Origin of the sequence: Bacillus cereus group sp. BfR-BA-01382 (genome assembly GCF_022663475.1) — a bacterium.
In the GTDB taxonomy this organism is placed as follows: Bacteria; Bacillota; Bacilli; order Bacillales; family Bacillaceae_G; genus Bacillus_A; species Bacillus_A thuringiensis_S.
Window position 1 is genome coordinate 13,853 of the sequence record NZ_JAKUFQ010000063.1, and the last position, 17,421, is coordinate 31,273.

A 17,421-nucleotide genomic window follows, 5' to 3' on the forward strand; every position below is an offset into this window, starting at 1 on the left:
ATATAAGTGAGGTGCTTGAAATGGACGGTTTTGATAAAACAATGAAGTTTAGCATTCAAGATGAAAAACAGAGTGTCCATGTAAATGATGTACTTTTAACTGTGTATGATGCACTTCAAGAAAAAGGCTATAATCCGATTAACCAAATCGTCGGTTATTTATTAAGTGGAGACCCAGCATACATACCTCGCCATAAAGATGCACGAAGCATCGTTCGTAAGCTTGAACGTGATGAGATCATTGAAGAGCTTGTGAAGTCTTACTTGAAACATCATCGTGAGGAGTAGTTTATGCGGATATTAGGTTTAGATGTAGGTACAAAAACAGTCGGAGTTGCAATGAGCGACGAAATGGGCTGGACAGCACAAGGATTAGAAACAATTAAGATTAACGAAGAACGAGGTCACTTTGGTTTTGATCGTATTTCTGAGTTAGTAAAGCAGTACAATGTGGACAAAATAGTAGTAGGTTTACCTAAAAATATGAATGGTACAATTGGCCCACGTGGTGAAGCGTGCCAACAATTTGCAGAAAACCTACGAGAGCTGTTACAATTAGACGTTGTAATGTGGGACGAGCGTTTGTCGACGATGGCAGCGGAACGTCTACTCATTTCAGCGGATGTAAGCCGTAAGAAGCGAAAACAAGTAATCGATAAGATGGCTGCAGTCGTAATCTTACAAGGATTTTTAGATAGTAAATAAGAGGTGACCAAAATGGAAGAAAATCAAATTACAATTGTAGACGAAAAAGGTAACGAACATTTATGTGAAATTATTTTCACTTTTGATGCTGAAAAATTTGGTAAAAAATCATACGTAGTCTTCTCTCCAATCGGTGAAGTAGACGAAGATGGAGACCAAATTTATGATGCAATGGCTTATGAGCAAAATGAAGAAGAGGGCGGAAGTTTACTTCCAATCGAATCTGAAGAAGAGTGGGAAATGGTACAAGAAATGTTCAACACTCTTGCTGATGAGCAAGAAGCTGAATAATAAGTACTGAAAAGATGGACGACATACAGTCCATCTTTTTTTTGTATTTATATGTAAAATGAAAGATTTTTTGTCGAAACTGTGTAATCCTTTGTAGTATAATGAGACGGATTGTAGAAAAATAAAATGGATACTAAAAAAGATAGGCGAATTTGTTGTGGCTTTCCATCATGCTGTATAGAAACATATACATATGGTCTACAATTGAATAAGGAGGAAGAGTTTTGATAGAGAATCAAGTGAAAAAGAAGCGTAGACGCATCTTTTTATTTTCGATTATTGCACTGCTTTTAGTTTGTGGTTCAGTCTATGCGTATATTTCATCCGCATTAGGACCAGTTGATAGCGGGAATAAAAAAGAGATTGAAGTAGAAATTCCGAAAGGATCATCTACAAGTAAAATTGGAGAAATTTTAGAAGAAAAAGGCGCTGTGAAAAACGGTACAGTTTTTAGTTTTTATACAAAGGCTAAATCGAAAAGTTTACAAGCAGGTACATATTTATTAAATCCTTCGATGAATGCTAAAGATGTTATCGAACAAATGTCATCTGGCAACGTGCATCGTCCAGCTCTTTATAAAGTGACGATCAAAGAAGGAGCTCAAGTAACTGAAATTGCAGAAACGATTGCGGCAGAACTAAAGTGGAATAAAGATGATGTTACGCGTCAATTAAACGATAAAGCATTTATTCAAAAAATGCAGCAAAAGTATCCGAAGTTATTAACGGATAAAATCTTTGATAGTAATATTAAATACCCATTAGAAGGTTATTTATATCCTGCGACGTATTCATTTTATAAGAAAGATACGACGTTAGAAGAAATCGTAATTCCGATGCTTGAGAAAACAAATGCAATCATTGTTCAAAATGAGGCAAAAATGAAAGCAAAGAACTGGGATGTTCATCAGCTTTTAACATTATCTTCACTTATTGAAGAAGAGGCAACTGGTTTTACAGATCGTCAAAAGATCTCTAGTGTCTTTTATAATCGTTTAGAGAAAGGTATGCCGCTTCAAACGGATCCAACGGTATTATATGCACTTGGAAAGCATAAACAACGTGTATTATACGAAGATTTAAAGGTCAACTCACCGTACAATACGTATGTTGTAAAAGGATTGCCGGTAGGGCCGATCGCAAACTCTGGTAAACATTCAGTGGAAGCTGCGTTAGAACCTGCGCAAACAGATTATTATTATTTCTTAGCTGCACCAAGTGGTGAAGTGTACTATGCGAAAACATTAGAAGAGCATAATGCATTAAAGCAAAAATACATTACGAAAAAACAGTGAAATGGGGAGGGATAGCGAAAAAAGTCGCACATCCCTCTTTTTTGTGGTAAAATATATCGGGTTAAAAACTGGCAGAAGAATCGTTTTTAATATCAAAACGGGACGTACAAGCTAAGGGTAAAACTGGCTTGTATTTTTATTGCATTCTATGTGGGAAAAGACGTCATAGAGGCACTTCTCCATGTAAATAAGGAGGACCATTTATGGAGGATGCAGTTAACGAGTACCTATTATCATTTATTGATCCGAAAGATAAATTAATTCTTGAAATGGAAGAATATGCAACAGAAAATCATGTGCCGATTATGGATCGACTTGGAATGGAATTTATGCTGCAATTTTTACGTTTAATTGGACCGAAAAGCATTTTAGAACTTGGAACAGCAATCGGTTATTCTAGTATTCGTATGATGCAAGCTATTTCAAATTCACGTATTGTGACAGTTGAGCGCAATCGTGAGCGATATGAAAAAGCACTTGAATATATAGAACGTTCCCCAGTAACAGATCGTATTTCAGTTATTTACGGTGATGCGTTAGAGACAGGTGAACAAGTAAAAGAACACGGGACATTTGACGTTATTTTTATTGATGCAGCAAAAGGACAGTATCGTCGCTTTTTTGACTTATATGAAGCGTTATTAAATCCTGGTGGCGTAATTATTTCAGATAATGTTATGTACCATGGTCTTGTAACGACAAAAGAGAAAATTGAAAACAGACGTACACGTGGTTTAATCCGTCGTATTAAGACGTACAATGAGTGGCTTATGAACCATGAAGGATACGATACAACGATTTTCCCAATTGGTGATGGAGTAGCTGTTAGTAAAAAGAGAGGGTGACCAAGGTATGAAGAAACCTGAATTGTTAGTAACGCCAAGAGCGGTGGCGGATATCGAACTTCTTGCGAAAGCAGGAGCAGATGCGGTAATGATCGGTGAGCAAAAGTTTGGTTTACGTTTAGCAGGGGAGTTTTCACGTGAAGATGTAAAACAAACTGTGAAGATTGCACATGAAAATGGTGTGAAAGTATACGTAGCCATGAACGCTATGTTCCACAACGATAAAGTAGAAGAATTAACAGATTACGTTTCATTTTTAAATGAAGTAAATGTAGATGCAATTGTTTTCGGAGATCCAGCAGTATTAATGGCTGTTCGCGAAGTAGCGCCAAATATGCAGTTGCACTGGAATACAGAAACGACAGCAACAAACTGGTTCACTTGTAATTACTGGGGACAAAGAGGAGCGAAGCGCGCTGTATTAGCTCGTGAGCTGAGCTTAGATGAAATTGTTGATTTAAAAGAAAATGCTGAAGTGGAACTAGAAGTACAAATTCACGGTATGACTTGTATGTTCCAATCGAAGCGTTCATTAGTAGGAAATTACTTTGAGTATCAAGGACGTAATCTTGACATTGAAAAGAAAAAATATGAAGAGAATATGTTCTTATATGACCCAGAGCGTAACAATAAATATCCAATTTATGAAGATGAAAATGGTACTCATATTATGAGTCCGAACGATATTTGTTTCATCGATGAATTAGAGGAACTAATCGAAGCTGAAGTTGACAGCTTAAAAATCGATGGTGTACTAAAAAGCTCTGAATACATTATTGAAGTAACGAAGAAATATCGTCAAGCGATTGATTTATGTGTGGAAGATCGTGATGCATATTATGACTTGAAAGATGCTCTATATAAAGAAATAGAAGAAATGCAACCAGTAAATCGTCCGTTAGACACAGGATTCTTCTTTAAAGAAACGGTTTACTAAACGAGGAGGGTGTAGGAAATGACTGTACAAGAAATTTCACGAGTGATCGATGGCAAACGTGTTATTGTGAAGAAACCTGAACTGTTAATCCCTGCGGGTAACTTAGAAAAATTAAAAGTAGCTATCCATTACGGGGCAGATGCTGTATATTTAGGTGGACAAGAATTTGGTCTTCGTTCGAATGCAGGTAATTTTACGCTAGAAGAAATGGCAGAAGGCGTTGAGTTTGCAAAGAAGTATGGAGCAAAAATATACGTAACAACAAATATCTTTGCACATAATGAAAATATGGACGGGCTAGAGGAATATTTAAAAGGGATTGAAAAAGCTGGCGTAACGGGGATTATCGTTGCTGATCCGCTTATCATTGAGACTTGTAAACGTGTAGCGCCTTCTGTTGAGGTGCATTTAAGCACACAGCAATCACTATCCAACTGGAAAGCAGCACAGTATTGGAAAGAAGAGGGTTTACATCGTCTTGTATTAGCTCGTGAAGCAAGCTATGAAGAAATGAAAGAAATCAAAGAAAAAGTGGATATTGAAATTGAAGCATTCGTCCATGGTGCAATGTGTATCGCATATTCAGGAAGATGTACATTAAGTAACCATATGACAGCGCGTGACTCTAATCGTGGCGGTTGTTGCCAATCTTGCCGCTGGGATTATGATTTAGTTCAAACAGTATCACAACATAAAGATGCAAAAGAGCTTCCTCTATTCCAAGAAGAAGATGCTCACTTTGCGATGAGTCCAAAAGATCTAAATTTAATTTTATCAATTCCGAAAATGATTGAAATTGGAATCGATAGCTTAAAGGTAGAAGGACGTATGAAATCAATCCATTACGTAGCGACTGTAGCAACTGTATATCGTAAAGTAATTGATGCTTATTGTGCGGATCCAGATAACTTTGAGTTTAAACAAGAATGGTTAGATGAGCTTGATAAATGTGCAAATCGTGATACAGCTCCTGCATTCTTTGAAGGGGTTCCAGGACATCAAGAGCAAATGTTTGGAAATCATAGTAAGAAAACAACGTATGATTTTGCTGGTTTAGTGTTAGATTATAATGAAGAAACGGGCATCGTAACGATTGAGCAACGTAATCATTTCAAACCAGGACATGAAGTGGAGTTCTTTGGACCAGAAATAGAAAACTTTACGCAAACGGTGGAGAAAATTTGGGATGAGGATGGAAACGAATTAGATGCAGCGAGACATCCGTTGCAAATCGTGAAATTCAAAGTGGATCAACGAGTGTATGTGAATAATATGATGCGCAAAAGCATACTTCAATAAGAAAGAGTGATAGTCGAATGGGGACGAATAAGCCTGTTGTAATTGGAATTGCTGGTGGTTCGGGATCAGGTAAAACGAGTGTAACGAAAGCGATTTTTGACCATTTTAAAGGTCATTCTATTTTAATCTTAGAGCAAGATTATTATTACAAAGATCAAAGCCATTTACCAATGGAAGAGCGTTTAAAAACAAATTATGATCATCCGCTTGCGTTTGATAATGATCTGTTAATTGAACATTTGCAGCAGTTGCTTGCATATGAGCAAATTGATAAGCCTGTATATGACTATACATTGCATACACGTTCAGAAGAAATTATTCCAGTTGAGCCGAAAGATGTAATTATTTTAGAAGGAATTCTTATTTTAGAAGACCCACGTCTTTGCGAGTTAATGGACATTAAATTATTCGTTGATACGGATGCTGACCTTCGTATTCTGCGCCGCATGCAGCGTGATATTAAAGAGCGCGGTCGTACGATGGATTCAGTTATTGATCAGTACGTAACTGTTGTACGTCCAATGCACAATCAATTTATTGAGCCTTCTAAGAAATTTGCGGATATTATTATCCCTGAAGGTGGACAAAACCATGTTGCAATTGATATTATGGTGACAAAAATTGCAACAATTCTTGAACAAAAAGTAAATTTGTAATAGCATAGTAAAAGATATACGGTAGGAAGGGATTTTTTCCCTTCCCATCGAATACAATGAAACATGCAACCTCATCTATATATAGGTGAGGGCATATTTATATCAACTTTCCATACATATCTTCTTTATATAAAGAAGAATTGGAAATACGGGGTTGTATGTGACAACTCCGCTAGTGCAAGGGTACTAGAAACCTCCGCTAACAATGGAAGCGGAGGAGTTTTCATATGGAACTCCTCTTTTTTTCGGGGGATTGGTATATAAAAGGAGTGGAAAATATGTCAACAGAAAAAACATACCCTATGACACAAGAGGGTAAGCAAAAACTAGAGAACGAACTTGAGCAATTAAAAACAGTAAGACGTAAAGAAGTAGTAGAACGTATTAAAATCGCACGTAGCTTCGGGGACCTTTCTGAGAACTCTGAGTACGATGCAGCAAAAGATGAGCAAGCGTTCGTAGAAGGACGTATTACACAATTAGAAAATATGATTCGTAACGCAGTTATCATTAAAGATAATGGCGAAGTATCTACTGTTGTTACATTAGGTAAAACAGTAACATTTAAAGAATTACCAAACGGAGATGAAGAAGCGTACACAATCGTAGGTAGCGCGGAAGCTGACCCATTTGAAGGAAGAATTTCTAACGATTCTCCAATCGCAAAAAGCTTATTAGGTAAGCAAATTGGTGAGAAAGTAACAATCCAAACACCAGGCGGAGAAATGCAAGTAGAGATTGTCTCTGTAAAATAAAAAAAAGATTCTCCTATCGGGAGAATCTTTTTTTTTTGTAGAATGAAAAGAATTGTGTAAACCTTAGAGTAATTCGACAAAAAATGTCAAAAAAACACTTTAAGCTTTGATATCATAATTGGAGAATATAGGTTTTAAAAGGGAAAAGGGGCTAATTATGAAACATAAAATCTTTACAGGATTGGTGTGTAGTATATCCATATTAGGACTTGCTGCATGCGGAACGAATGAAGAAACTACATCATCAAAGGGAGAAAAAGTAAAGCAAGAAGAAAAAAAGGATATTAAAGCAACTGAGAGTTCAAAAGCCTTAGAAAATCCACAAGATAAAAAGGAATTTAATGATTTTGATGTAGCGTATCAATTAGCTATTGTCATGAAAATCTTTCAAGATGTAACGATTAAGTATGATTACGCAATTGGAAATCCAGATTATTTATTGCGAGATTCGATGGATCAAAAAACAATAGATGATATGAAGAATATGTTACAAGAACAGGCGAAGAATAATGATAAAATTTTAAAAGATGAAGTGAATCAAGCGTATACATATTTAAAACAATCGAAAGTAAGTAATAAAGATGATATTCAAAAAATAATAGATGCACAAAATAATTATTTACATATTGTAGATAAGATGATTACTTGTATTGATTCTGTAACAGTTGAGAATGCAAAAGAAAAAAGAAATGAAATGGATAATCTTAGTAAGGATTATTTAAAAATAGCGGCTAATGTAACAACCACTGTAATTGAAGTTGCTAAAAACACTGGAGTGAATGAAACTGAATTTAGATCGCTTCTTATGAAATTTTTAGAGAAGCCAAAGAAACAATAATAACCTTATATAATATCTGTTTTTGTTTTGGGGATTGTATAAATAAAATAGTACCTCGTCTAAACTATAATAGACGAGGTGTTTTTTTATGAAAATAAAACGGAGAATTGCAATTGTTTTAATTTGTTTTATGGGCATTATGTTTTTATTGCTTTGTCGTTTAATTCAAATCCAAATTATAGATACAGAATCATTTACTAATCGCAAAATAAATTTAATTGAAAAAAGTGTTACGCAACGTACGCAATCCATTGCAGTAGACGATGGACGTGGGCAGTTTATAGATCGTAATGGTAAAGAAATAGGGGAGGAAAAGTATCCTGTTTTAATTGTTTTTCCATTTTTACAAATAAAAAATGACATGTTAGAGAAAATCGCGCATATCATTGGTGTGTCGAGACAAGAGATCAGAAGACAAATGAAAAATAAAAAAAATGCATTTATACTGCAAGGGGAAACTGCTCCATTTCGAGTGACACGAGAGCAGATGGAGAAGGTGAATCAATTACATGTATTAGGTATTGTAGCAGCTGAAGTGCGATTAAAACAAACTGGGGAGATAAATCATTTAATTGGTGATGTAGGGGAGAACGAAAGAGAATTTCAAAAGCGATATGGAGAAGTGAAAAAAATTTCAAAACAAACGCCGATAGGTATTTCAGGATTACAGCAATCATTTGATGAATTTTTATTGACTGATGGAGAGGCAAAAGTATTGTATCAAGTAGATCGGCAAGGAGAACCAATTTTCGGAAAGCAAGCGAAATATACTTCACCAGGAAATCCATTTTACCCAGTTAGGATTCAAACTACTTTACATAAAGGGTTGCAGCAAAAAGCAGAAGAAGTGATTGAAGCAAATGAAATAAAGAAGGGGGGATTAGTATTACTTGATGTAAAGACAAATGAAATATTAGCGATGGTCAGTAAGCCGTCTTTACAAGTAAGAGATAAGAATTTATATGAGACTACACTTGAAAATCAAATGTTAACGCCACATTTTCCAGGCTCTGTTTTTAAAACAGTAGTTGCAGCTGCAGTCATTGATCAAAAAGTAAATTTGTTTAATCGGACATTTAATTGTAATAAAGATTTATATGGTGAAAACGACCCACAAGTTATGATGGGTACACTTAACTTCAAAGAGAGCTTTGCTAGGAGCTGTAACAGGACATTTTCCGAGTTAGGTAACGAGCTATTACAAAAGGATAGGACGGTGCTAGAAACATACGTAGCAGCTTTAGGAGCAAATGAAAAGGTCGGATGGAAAGGTTCTGTATTTCATACACCTCATTTCGAGCAAATGCCAGAAGAAAAAGGCTCTACTATTTGGGGGAATGAAGAAAACAAAAATAGTAAAAAAGCGGTAGAGCAAACAGCGATTGGACAGAAAGATGTACGTATATCACCTCTAGCAATTGCTAATATGATGGCGACGATTGCGAGGGATGGAAAAAAGATGGAAGTGAAAGCTGTTGAAAAAATAGTATATAAAAATGGAGCGGATTTTTTTACATTTGAGAACCATACGTTACATGGAAAACAGCTTTCGTATGAAACAGTGAAAACATTACAAGAGTTATTAAGAGGCGTTGTAACAAGGGAGAAAGGAACAGGAACGGCATTCCACTCGTTGCCGCTCAGTGTCGCTGGAAAATCCGGGACAGCGCAAACAGGGAAAGGGACGAGGGTGAATCGCTGGTTTGCAGGTTATTTTCCGTATGAGAATCCAAGATATGCTTTAGTTGTTGTTGATCTAGAGACTGATAACAAAGTGAATAAAGTCACACCTATTTTTAAAGATATGGTAGGAGCAATCTATCAATTGGAGAATGAAAAGTAATCTTGCAATTTATAGTGAATTGTTTTCATTTCATGAAAATATCATTGTAAATGTTCAACCTTTCTAGATTTAATGTTACAATAGCAATTAGGAAAAACTGCATGGAGGTTTGGAGAATGGCAGGAGGATCAAGATTCCAACAGAAACAACAAAAACGTCGTCAAAACGGTGTTTTAAATATTGCAATCGCTATTGTATTACTATTAGTAGCTATTGTAGCATATCAATTGTTCGTTCCTAGTACGAAAGAGCAAGCATCTTCTACTGATAAGAAAGTCTCTCAACAAACAACAAAGAATGAGAAAGCTGGAAAATCAGAAGATAAAGAATCTGCTAAGAAAAAAGAAAAAGAGCAAGCAGAAGCTAAGCAAAAAGCTGAAGAAGAGAAGTTAAAGGCTGAGGAAGAAAAGAAAAAAGCTGAAGAAGAAGCGAAAGCTAACGAGAAAGTATCAGCTGAAAAAACTGTATCCAAGGCAAAAGAGGCTTATACAAAACCTTCTTGGAAAGCTGTAGGAACAGAACAAGGTTCATCACCAGCGATGACGTTTAAACAGGGGTCATCAGATTGGAATGAGATGCAAAGTGCAATTGCTGCAGGTATTGAAGTACCGAAGGAGCAATTAGTATTCCATTTTGTTGGAAGAGACAAAACTGGAAAGAGTAAAGCTTATGGTGACGTTCAAGATAAGCAAAGTGGAAAAAGATATTACGTAAATATTGATTGGGTAGATAATGAGGGCTGGAAACCAGTACTTGTTCAAACTCTAAACTAAAAAAGAGAAGCTCCTTAGGAGCTTCTCTTTTTTAGTTAACGCAATTTCTTTAATTTAAAATGAACAACCGCGCTATAATACGGTCTTTTGCTTTCAGGAACCATAACCATTTGATGTGAGATGTGATGAACTTCAAGCATAAGTGCTTTATTATTATCGATTTGTTCACTAATTTTTCGTTCTAAAGAAGCTAAGTCTCCCGCTTCAAAAAATTCTACTTTATCTTCTAACATTTCAAAGGTAAATGACATGAAGACGGCCCCTCTCCTATGTAATCAACTATAGTGTAACAAAGAAAAGAAGGAAATACCATGTACATTTCAATTGACATTTTTAGAAAGAGGGAATATCATACTGATAAAACCGATAAGAAAAAGGGGAATTTTTATGGGCACAGAATTTAATGGTTTATTTGATGAGTGGGCTCATACGTACGACTCATTCGTACAAGGCGAAGATATACAATATAAAGAAGTTTTCGCCCATTATGAGGATATTCTAGAGGATGTAGTTAACAAGTCATTTGGTAATGTATTAGAATTTGGTGTCGGTACAGGTAATTTAACAAATAAATTATTACTTGCTGGCCGCACAGTTTACGGTATAGAACCGTCGCGTGAAATGCGTATGATTGCAAAAGAGAAATTGCCAAAAGAATTTTCGATTACAGAAGGTGATTTTCTTTCGTTTGAAGTCCCAAATTCAATTGATACCATTGTAAGCACCTATGCATTTCATCATTTAACAGATGATGAAAAAAATGTAGCGGTTGCGAAGTATAGTCAATTGCTAAACAAAGGTGGTAAAATAGTGTTTGCTGATACGATATTTGCAGATCAAGATGCATATGATAAAACTGTTGAAACAGCAAAACAAAGAGGTTTTCACCAGTTAGCAAACGATTTGCAAACGGAATACTATACACGTATTCCAGTTATGCAGACTATTTTTGAAAACAATGGCTTCCATGTAACGTTTACGAGATTAAATCATTTCGTTTGGGTAATGGAGGCAACTAAGCAATAGAAAGAGGGATTAGATTGAGAATTGCTGTAATTGGAGCAATGGAAGAAGAAGTACGTATTTTACGTGACAAATTAGAACAAGCAGAGACAGAAACGGTTGCAGGTTGTGAATTTACGAAAGGACTATTAGCAGGACATGAAGTAATCTTGTTAAAGTCTGGTATTGGTAAAGTAAACGCAGCGATGTCAACGACAATTTTATTAGAAAAATATAAGCCTGAAAAAGTAATTAATACTGGTTCAGCTGGTGGATTCCATCATTCTCTAAACGTTGGTGATGTAGTTATTTCCACTGAAGTTCGTCACCATGACGTAGATGTAACAGCATTTAACTATGAATATGGTCAAGTACCAGGAATGCCGCCTGGATTTAAAGCTGATGAGGCGTTAGTTGCATTAGCTGAGAAATGTATGCAAACTGAAGAAAATATTCAAGTTGTAAAAGGCATGATTGCAACAGGCGATTCATTTATGAGTGATCCGAACCGCGTTGCAGCCATCCGTGATAAATTTGAAAATCTTTATGCGGTAGAAATGGAAGCAGCAGCTGTCGCACAAGTATGCCACCAATATGAAGTTCCGTTTGTTATCATTCGCGCACTTTCTGATATTGCTGGTAAAGAATCAAATGTTTCATTTGATCAGTTTTTAGATCAAGCAGCTCTTCATTCTACAAACTTTATCGTAAAAGTGTTAGAAGAGTTAAAGTAATGTAACAAAAAGGCAACTGTCTCATATAAAGAAAATACATACAGTTGCCTTTTCTTTATTGGCAAACAAGGGGGAGAACACGATGAATGTATATCGTGGAGTTCATGAGTTAATTGGTCATACACCAATTGTAGAAATTACTCGTTTTTCACTTCCGAAAGGGGTCCGCTTATTTGCAAAGCTTGAATTTTATAACCCAGGCGGAAGCGTTAAGGATCGTTTAGGAAGAGAATTAATCGAAGATGCGCTAGAAAAAGGGCTTGTTACCCAAGGTGGAACAATTATTGAACCGACTGCTGGGAATACTGGTATTGGACTGGCACTTGCAGCATTAGAACATGATTTACGTGTTATCGTTTGTGTACCAGAGAAATTTAGTATTGAAAAACAAGAATTAATGAAAGCACTAGGTGCAACGATCGTGCATACACCGACTGAGCAAGGAATGACCGGTGCAATTGCAAAAGCAAAAGAATTAGTAAATGAAATACCGAATTCATACTCTCCAAGTCAGTTTGCGAATGAAGCAAACCCGCGTGCTTATTTCAAAACACTAGGTCCTGAACTTTGGGATGCACTGAATGGAGAGATTAACATATTTGTTGCTGGAGCAGGAACTGGCGGTACGTTTATGGGGACTGCATCTTATTTGAAAGAAAAAAATATAGATATTAAAACAGTTATCGTAGAGCCAGAAGGATCTATTTTAAATGGTGGTAAGGCTGGTTCACATGAGACCGAAGGAATTGGACTGGAATTTATCCCGCCATTTTTGAAGACATCTTATTTTGATGAAATTCATACGATTTCTGATCGAAATGCATTTTTACGAGTGAAAGAATTAGCGCAAAAAGAAGGACTTCTCGTTGGGAGCTCTTCAGGAGCAGCATTTCATGCGAGCTTACTTGAGGCAGAGAAGGCAGCACCAGGTACAAATATTGTAACCATTTTTCCTGATAGTAGTGAGCGCTATTTAAGTAAAGACATATACAAAGGATGGGAATAAAAAATGAGAGCAAAGACAAAGTTAATTCATGGTATTCGCATAGGAGAACCTTCAACTGGATCTGTAAACGTACCGATCTATCAAACAAGTACGTACAAACAAGAAGCGGTTGGTAAGCATCAAGGATATGAATATTCACGTACAGGTAACCCAACACGTGCAGCTTTAGAAGAAATGATTGCCGTATTAGAAAATGGTTATGCTGGATTTGCATTCGGTTCTGGAATGGCTGCTATTACAGCGACAATTATGTTGTTCTCAAAAGGTGACCACGTTATTTTAACAGATGATGTTTATGGTGGAACGTATCGTGTTATTACGAAAGTATTAAACCGCTTCGGTATTGAACATACATTTGTAGACACAACAAACTTAGAGGAAGTTGTAGAAGCAATTCGTCCAAATACGAAAGCGATCTATGTGGAAACACCAACGAACCCATTACTAAAAATTACTGATATTAAGAAAATATCTACTCTTGCTAAAGAGAAAGATTTATTAACAATTATTGATAATACATTCATGACGCCATATTGGCAGTCGCCGATTTCTTTAGGAGCAGACATTGTACTTCATAGTGCAACGAAATATTTAGGAGGTCATAGTGACGTAGTTGCAGGTCTAGTAGTGGTAAATAGCCCACAACTAGCAGAAGACCTTCACTTTGTACAAAACTCAACAGGAGGTATTCTTGGACCACAAGATAGCTTCTTACTACTTCGCGGTTTAAAAACATTAGGAATTCGTATGGAAGAACATGAAACGAATTCACGCGCTATTGCTGAATTTTTAAATAATCATCCAAAAGTAAATAAAGTATATTACCCAGGTCTTGAATCACATCAAAACCACGAATTAGCAACAGAACAAGCAAATGGATTTGGTGCTATTATTTCGTTTGATGTAGATAGTGAGGAAACATTAAATAAAGTACTTGAGAAACTGCAATACTTTACACTTGCTGAAAGCTTAGGAGCAGTAGAAAGTTTAATTTCTATCCCATCTCAAATGACACATGCATCAATCCCAGCAGATCGCCGTAAAGAATTAGGAATTACAGATACATTAATTCGTATTTCTGTCGGTATTGAAGATGGTGAAGATTTAATTGAAGATTTAGCACAAGCGCTAGCGTAATAAAAAATGCACTGCTAATGTGGAGCAGTGCATTTTTTATTATGTTAATTTGTGAAATATTTCACAAATTATACATACACAAATGAAATGATTTCATGTATATTGAATTCATGAAATGTTATTCACGAGTAAACTTGTGAAGTGTTTCACAAACAATGGGATTCATGTAGGACGGTAACTCTATTTTTTTTCGCTAATCGGGACTTATTATGACCGATAGGGACTTATAAAGACCGTGATAACAGAATAGGAGGAAATTTACATGGTAGTCAAAGAGAAAGTTGTAAATGAAATGCAAGAGGTAAAAGAGATGATTGATACGTTAGTAAATAACGGTCAACAAGCTTTACAAGCATTAGAAAGTTTTACACAAGAGCAGATTGACAACATTGTTCATGAAATGGCATTAGCAGGTGTTGATCAACATATGCCACTTGCAAAATTGGCTGTTGAAGAAACAGGCCGTGGTGTCTATGAAGACAAATGCATTAAAAATATTTTTGCCACTGAATATATTTGGCATAGTATAAAGCAAGATAAAACGGTAGGAATTATTCACGAAGATCCTCATGAAGAAATAATAGAAATTGCAGAACCTGTCGGTGTAGTAGCTGGGGTAACACCAGTAACGAATCCAACGTCGACAACAATGTTTAAAGCGTTGATTGCGATAAAAACTAGAAATCCAATTATTTTCGCATTTCATCCTTCTGCACAAAATTGTTCGGTGGCAGCAGCGAAAACCGTATATGATGCAGCAATGAAAACTGGTGCACCAAAACATTGTATTCAATGGATTGAAAGACCGTCTGTCGAAGCGACGAAACAATTAATGAACCATGATGGTGTGGCACTCGTTCTAGCAACTGGAGGCGCTGGTATGGTGAAATCAGCTTACTCTACTGGAAAACCAGCGCTAGGTGTAGGTCCTGGTAATGTACCGTGTTATATAGAAAAATCAGCACATGTAAAACGAGCTGTTAATGATTTAATTTTATCGAAAACATTTGATAACGGTATGATTTGTGCATCGGAACAAGCAATCATTGTCGATAAAGAAATCTATGATGATGTTAAAACAGAAATGATCGAAAACAATTGTTACTTTGTAACAGAAGAAGAAAGAAAAAAATTAGAAAAGCTCGTTATAAATGAAAATACATGTGCAGTAAATAGTGATATTGTAGGAAAATCAGCACAGTATATTGCCGAATTAGTTGGGATTACTGTTCCTGAACATACAAAAATGCTTGTAGCTGAAATTCAAGGTATCGGAGCAGCATACCCGTTATCTCGTGAGAAACTGAGCCCAGTATTAGCCTGTGTGAAGGCGAATTCATTAGAAAAAGGATTTACATATTGCGAAGAAATGTTGAACCTCGGTGGTTTAGGACATTCAGCAGTTATTCATTCTACAAATAAAGAAGTGCAAAAGCAATTTGGATTACGTATGAAAGCTTGCCGTCTCATTGTAAATGCACCTTCATCACAAGGTGGAATAGGGGATATATATAACGGATTTATTCCATCACTTACACTTGGTTGTGGTTCTTACGGAAAAAATTCAGTTTCCCAAAATGTAACAGCGACTCATTTATTAAATATAAAAAGGCTGGCAAATAGAAAAAAGAATATGCAGTGGTTCAAATTGCCACCAAAAATTTATTTTGAAAAACATGCTACAGCGTATTTAGCAAATATGCCTAACATTTCACGTGCATTTATTGTAACGGATCCTGGAATGGTTGAACATGGCTATGTGGATACAGTCACGCACTATTTAAACAAGCATGCAAATGATGTGAAAATTGAAGTTTTCTTTGAGGTCGAACCAGATCCATCAGATGAAACTGTCTTTAAAGGTGCGGAAATGATGAGAAGCTTTAAGCCAGATGTAATTATCGCACTTGGTGGTGGTTCAGCTATGGATGCAGCAAAAGGAATGTGGTTATTCTATGAGCATCCAGAAACGACATTCTATGGCATTAAACAGAAGTTTTTAGATATAAGAAAACGTACATGTAAATATCCGGAATTAGGAAATAAGGCACAGTTTGTTGCGATTCCAACAACATCAGGAACAGGATCAGAAGTGACACCATTTGCGGTTATTACAGATAAGAAAAATAATATAAAGTATCCGCTCGCAGATTATGAATTAACACCAGATGTAGCAATTGTTGATCCACAATTTGTAATGACAGTACCACCACATGTAACAGCAGATACTGGTATGGATGTTTTAACACATGCAATTGAGGCGTATGTTTCTGTTATGGCAAATGACTATACAGATGGATTAGCATTAAAAGCTATTGATCTCGTATTCAAATATTTACCAAGAGCATATAAAGATGGAAATGATGAAGAAGCACGAGAAAAAATGCATAACGCTTCTGCAATTGCAGGGATGGCATTTGCAAATGCTTTCCTCGGTATTAATCACAGCTTAGCACATAAGATTGGACCAGAATTCCATATTCCGCACGGACGTGCAAATGCCATTCTAATGCCGCACGTAGTCCGCTATAATGCTATTAAGCCAAGAAAACACGCATTGTTCCCAAAATATGAGCACTTTGTAGCAGATGAACGCTATGCACATATTGCGAGAATGCTCGGGCTTCCAGCAAGCTCAATAGCAGAAGGTGTGGAATCACTCGTCAAAGCAATTACTGAGCTTGGAAAAAGCTTAAATATTAATATGAGTATTGCAGGACAAGGGGTAGATAAAGAGCAATTTGAAGAGGTTGTTGGAGTATTAGCAGAAAGAGCTTTTGAAGATCAATGTACAACTGCTAATCCAAAGTTACCGCTTATTTCAGAGCTGAAAGAAATTTATATGGAAGCATATAAAGGTGAATAATGATTAAAAAAGAGCCGCAGTAAAGCGGCTCTTTTTTTGTTGGAAAACATCTCCCAGAATGGCTGTATTTACTGGTCTTTCAGTTTCATAGAATATGATAAAGTGAAATGGAGGAGTGAGAATATAATGAAAGAATTACAAGGGAAAATAGAAGATTATACTAGGTTCGGACAAATTCTTCTCGCTGTAAGTACATTGTTAATGGTTGGCTTGTTGATTCCGGATGGAGCAAAAGAGACAATCCAATTTTTTGTTATGATGGGGAGTATCGTTATATTTTTAAGTTTATCGTTCTTTTTCTTTCAGCGTGTGAAAGTGATGCGTGACCAGTTAGAGGAAAATGAATGTGAATAATATTGTTAACTAGAGCGCGGCGAAAAGAAAGAATCTTTTTGTCGCGCTTTTTGTTTTTTGTAGAAAAATGTATGCGTTTCATGTTG

General features: G+C 36.1%; 19 protein-coding genes. 18 read left to right on the forward strand and 1 reads right to left on the reverse strand.

What is annotated here, in order from left to right; all coding sequences use genetic code 11:
- Positions 1-20: 20 nt before the first annotated feature.
- The 12 genes from MR160_RS21820 (at position 21) to MR160_RS21875 (ending at position 10,236) form a co-directional block, all read left to right on the forward strand.
- Positions 21-287 (forward strand): IreB family regulatory phosphoprotein, encoded by a 267-nt coding sequence (locus tag MR160_RS21820; protein ID WP_000348591.1) that lies wholly within the window; start codon positions 21-23, stop codon positions 285-287.
- 3 nt (positions 288-290) lie between these two features.
- On the forward strand, positions 291-704 hold the full coding sequence (gene ruvX, locus MR160_RS21825) for a Holliday junction resolvase RuvX (RefSeq protein ID WP_001221202.1): 414 nt from the start codon (positions 291-293) through the stop codon (positions 702-704).
- A gap of 12 nt (positions 705-716) precedes the next feature.
- Positions 717-995, forward strand: a complete 279-nt coding sequence (locus MR160_RS21830; RefSeq protein ID WP_000392246.1) for a DUF1292 domain-containing protein — start codon at positions 717-719, stop codon at positions 993-995.
- 224 nt (positions 996-1,219) lie between these two features.
- Positions 1,220-2,290 carry an endolytic transglycosylase MltG gene (gene mltG / locus MR160_RS21835; protein WP_000572141.1) on the forward strand — a complete coding sequence of 357 codons (1,071 nt, stop codon included), beginning with the start codon at positions 1,220-1,222 and terminating at the stop codon, positions 2,288-2,290.
- Between the two features lie 203 nt (positions 2,291-2,493).
- Positions 2,494-3,135 (forward strand): O-methyltransferase, encoded by a 642-nt coding sequence (locus MR160_RS21840; RefSeq protein ID WP_242298056.1) that lies wholly within the window; start codon positions 2,494-2,496, stop codon positions 3,133-3,135.
- A 7-nt stretch (positions 3,136-3,142) separates the two neighbouring features.
- A complete protein-coding gene (locus MR160_RS21845) occupies positions 3,143-4,072 on the forward strand; it encodes a peptidase U32 family protein (protein ID WP_000742792.1) in 930 nt (309 codons plus the stop codon).
- An 18-nt stretch (positions 4,073-4,090) separates the two neighbouring features.
- Positions 4,091-5,371: a peptidase U32 family protein gene (locus MR160_RS21850; protein WP_000217970.1), complete on the forward strand. Its 1,281-nt coding sequence runs from the start codon at positions 4,091-4,093 to the stop codon at positions 5,369-5,371.
- Between the two features lie 17 nt (positions 5,372-5,388).
- Positions 5,389-6,027: a uridine kinase gene (gene udk, locus MR160_RS21855; protein ID WP_000537080.1), complete on the forward strand. Its 639-nt coding sequence runs from the start codon at positions 5,389-5,391 to the stop codon at positions 6,025-6,027.
- Between the two features lie 278 nt (positions 6,028-6,305).
- Complete coding sequence (gene greA / locus MR160_RS21860; protein WP_014894880.1) at positions 6,306-6,782, forward strand: transcription elongation factor GreA; 477 nt, start codon at positions 6,306-6,308, stop codon at positions 6,780-6,782.
- Between the two features lie 157 nt (positions 6,783-6,939).
- A complete protein-coding gene (locus MR160_RS21865) occupies positions 6,940-7,620 on the forward strand; it encodes a hypothetical protein (protein ID WP_000680878.1) in 681 nt (226 codons plus the stop codon).
- Between the two features lie 88 nt (positions 7,621-7,708).
- Complete coding sequence (locus MR160_RS21870) at positions 7,709-9,463, forward strand: peptidoglycan D,D-transpeptidase FtsI family protein (RefSeq protein ID WP_097890913.1); 1,755 nt, start codon at positions 7,709-7,711, stop codon at positions 9,461-9,463.
- A 116-nt stretch (positions 9,464-9,579) separates the two neighbouring features.
- The gene (locus MR160_RS21875; protein WP_000897097.1) at positions 9,580-10,236 is read left to right on the forward strand and encodes a YrrS family protein; all 657 of its coding nucleotides are present in this window, start codon (positions 9,580-9,582) and stop codon (positions 10,234-10,236) included.
- A gap of 35 nt (positions 10,237-10,271) precedes the next feature.
- Here the strand turns inward: MR160_RS21875 and MR160_RS21880 are convergent, their stop codons facing one another.
- On the reverse strand, positions 10,272-10,487 hold the full coding sequence (locus tag MR160_RS21880; protein ID WP_242298058.1) for a YrzA family protein: 216 nt from the start codon (positions 10,485-10,487) through the stop codon (positions 10,272-10,274).
- Positions 10,488-10,623: 136 nt separating this feature from the next.
- On the opposite strand from MR160_RS21880, the gene MR160_RS21885 reads away from it, so the two are divergent.
- The 6 genes from MR160_RS21885 (at position 10,624) to MR160_RS21910 (ending at position 17,335) form a co-directional block, all read left to right on the forward strand.
- Positions 10,624-11,262 carry a class I SAM-dependent DNA methyltransferase gene (locus MR160_RS21885; protein WP_000536323.1) on the forward strand — a complete coding sequence of 213 codons (639 nt, stop codon included), beginning with the start codon at positions 10,624-10,626 and terminating at the stop codon, positions 11,260-11,262.
- Positions 11,263-11,276: 14 nt separating this feature from the next.
- The gene (gene mtnN, locus MR160_RS21890) at positions 11,277-11,972 is read left to right on the forward strand and encodes a 5'-methylthioadenosine/S-adenosylhomocysteine nucleosidase (RefSeq protein WP_001217027.1); all 696 of its coding nucleotides are present in this window, start codon (positions 11,277-11,279) and stop codon (positions 11,970-11,972) included.
- 82 nt (positions 11,973-12,054) lie between these two features.
- Positions 12,055-12,978: an O-acetylserine dependent cystathionine beta-synthase gene (locus MR160_RS21895; protein ID WP_001103876.1), complete on the forward strand. Its 924-nt coding sequence runs from the start codon at positions 12,055-12,057 to the stop codon at positions 12,976-12,978.
- 3 nt (positions 12,979-12,981) lie between these two features.
- A complete protein-coding gene (locus MR160_RS21900; RefSeq protein WP_098437095.1) occupies positions 12,982-14,115 on the forward strand; it encodes a bifunctional cystathionine gamma-lyase/homocysteine desulfhydrase in 1,134 nt (377 codons plus the stop codon).
- Positions 14,116-14,377: 262 nt separating this feature from the next.
- A complete protein-coding gene (gene adhE / locus MR160_RS21905; protein WP_098832688.1) occupies positions 14,378-16,981 on the forward strand; it encodes a bifunctional acetaldehyde-CoA/alcohol dehydrogenase in 2,604 nt (867 codons plus the stop codon).
- 126 nt (positions 16,982-17,107) lie between these two features.
- Positions 17,108-17,335: a YrhC family protein gene (locus MR160_RS21910; RefSeq protein ID WP_000661454.1), complete on the forward strand. Its 228-nt coding sequence runs from the start codon at positions 17,108-17,110 to the stop codon at positions 17,333-17,335.
- Positions 17,336-17,421 lie beyond the last annotated feature (86 nt).

What these genes read in the sequence shown, in the direction of transcription:
- MR160_RS21820 (WP_000348591.1), top strand. Translation starts at nt 21, where the DNA reads ATGGACGGTTTTGATAAAACAATGAAGTTTAGCATTCAAGATGAAAAA.
- ruvX (WP_001221202.1), top strand. Translation starts at nt 291, where the DNA reads ATGCGGATATTAGGTTTAGATGTAGGTACAAAAACAGTCGGAGTTGCA.
- MR160_RS21830 (WP_000392246.1), top strand. Translation starts at nt 717, where the DNA reads ATGGAAGAAAATCAAATTACAATTGTAGACGAAAAAGGTAACGAACAT.
- MR160_RS21840 (WP_242298056.1), top strand. Translation starts at nt 2,494, where the DNA reads ATGGAGGATGCAGTTAACGAGTACCTATTATCATTTATTGATCCGAAA.
- MR160_RS21845 (WP_000742792.1), top strand. Translation starts at nt 3,143, where the DNA reads ATGAAGAAACCTGAATTGTTAGTAACGCCAAGAGCGGTGGCGGATATC.
- MR160_RS21850 (WP_000217970.1), top strand. Translation starts at nt 4,091, where the DNA reads ATGACTGTACAAGAAATTTCACGAGTGATCGATGGCAAACGTGTTATT.
- udk (WP_000537080.1), top strand. Translation starts at nt 5,389, where the DNA reads ATGGGGACGAATAAGCCTGTTGTAATTGGAATTGCTGGTGGTTCGGGA.
- greA (WP_014894880.1), top strand. Translation starts at nt 6,306, where the DNA reads ATGTCAACAGAAAAAACATACCCTATGACACAAGAGGGTAAGCAAAAA.
- MR160_RS21865 (WP_000680878.1), top strand. Translation starts at nt 6,940, where the DNA reads ATGAAACATAAAATCTTTACAGGATTGGTGTGTAGTATATCCATATTA.
- MR160_RS21870 (WP_097890913.1), top strand. Translation starts at nt 7,709, where the DNA reads ATGAAAATAAAACGGAGAATTGCAATTGTTTTAATTTGTTTTATGGGC.
- MR160_RS21875 (WP_000897097.1), top strand. Translation starts at nt 9,580, where the DNA reads ATGGCAGGAGGATCAAGATTCCAACAGAAACAACAAAAACGTCGTCAA.
- MR160_RS21880 (WP_242298058.1), bottom strand. Translation starts at nt 10,487, where the DNA reads ATGTCATTTACCTTTGAAATGTTAGAAGATAAAGTAGAATTTTTTGAA.
- MR160_RS21885 (WP_000536323.1), top strand. Translation starts at nt 10,624, where the DNA reads ATGGGCACAGAATTTAATGGTTTATTTGATGAGTGGGCTCATACGTAC.
- MR160_RS21895 (WP_001103876.1), top strand. Translation starts at nt 12,055, where the DNA reads ATGAATGTATATCGTGGAGTTCATGAGTTAATTGGTCATACACCAATT.
- MR160_RS21900 (WP_098437095.1), top strand. Translation starts at nt 12,982, where the DNA reads ATGAGAGCAAAGACAAAGTTAATTCATGGTATTCGCATAGGAGAACCT.
- adhE (WP_098832688.1), top strand. Translation starts at nt 14,378, where the DNA reads ATGGTAGTCAAAGAGAAAGTTGTAAATGAAATGCAAGAGGTAAAAGAG.
- MR160_RS21910 (WP_000661454.1), top strand. Translation starts at nt 17,108, where the DNA reads ATGAAAGAATTACAAGGGAAAATAGAAGATTATACTAGGTTCGGACAA.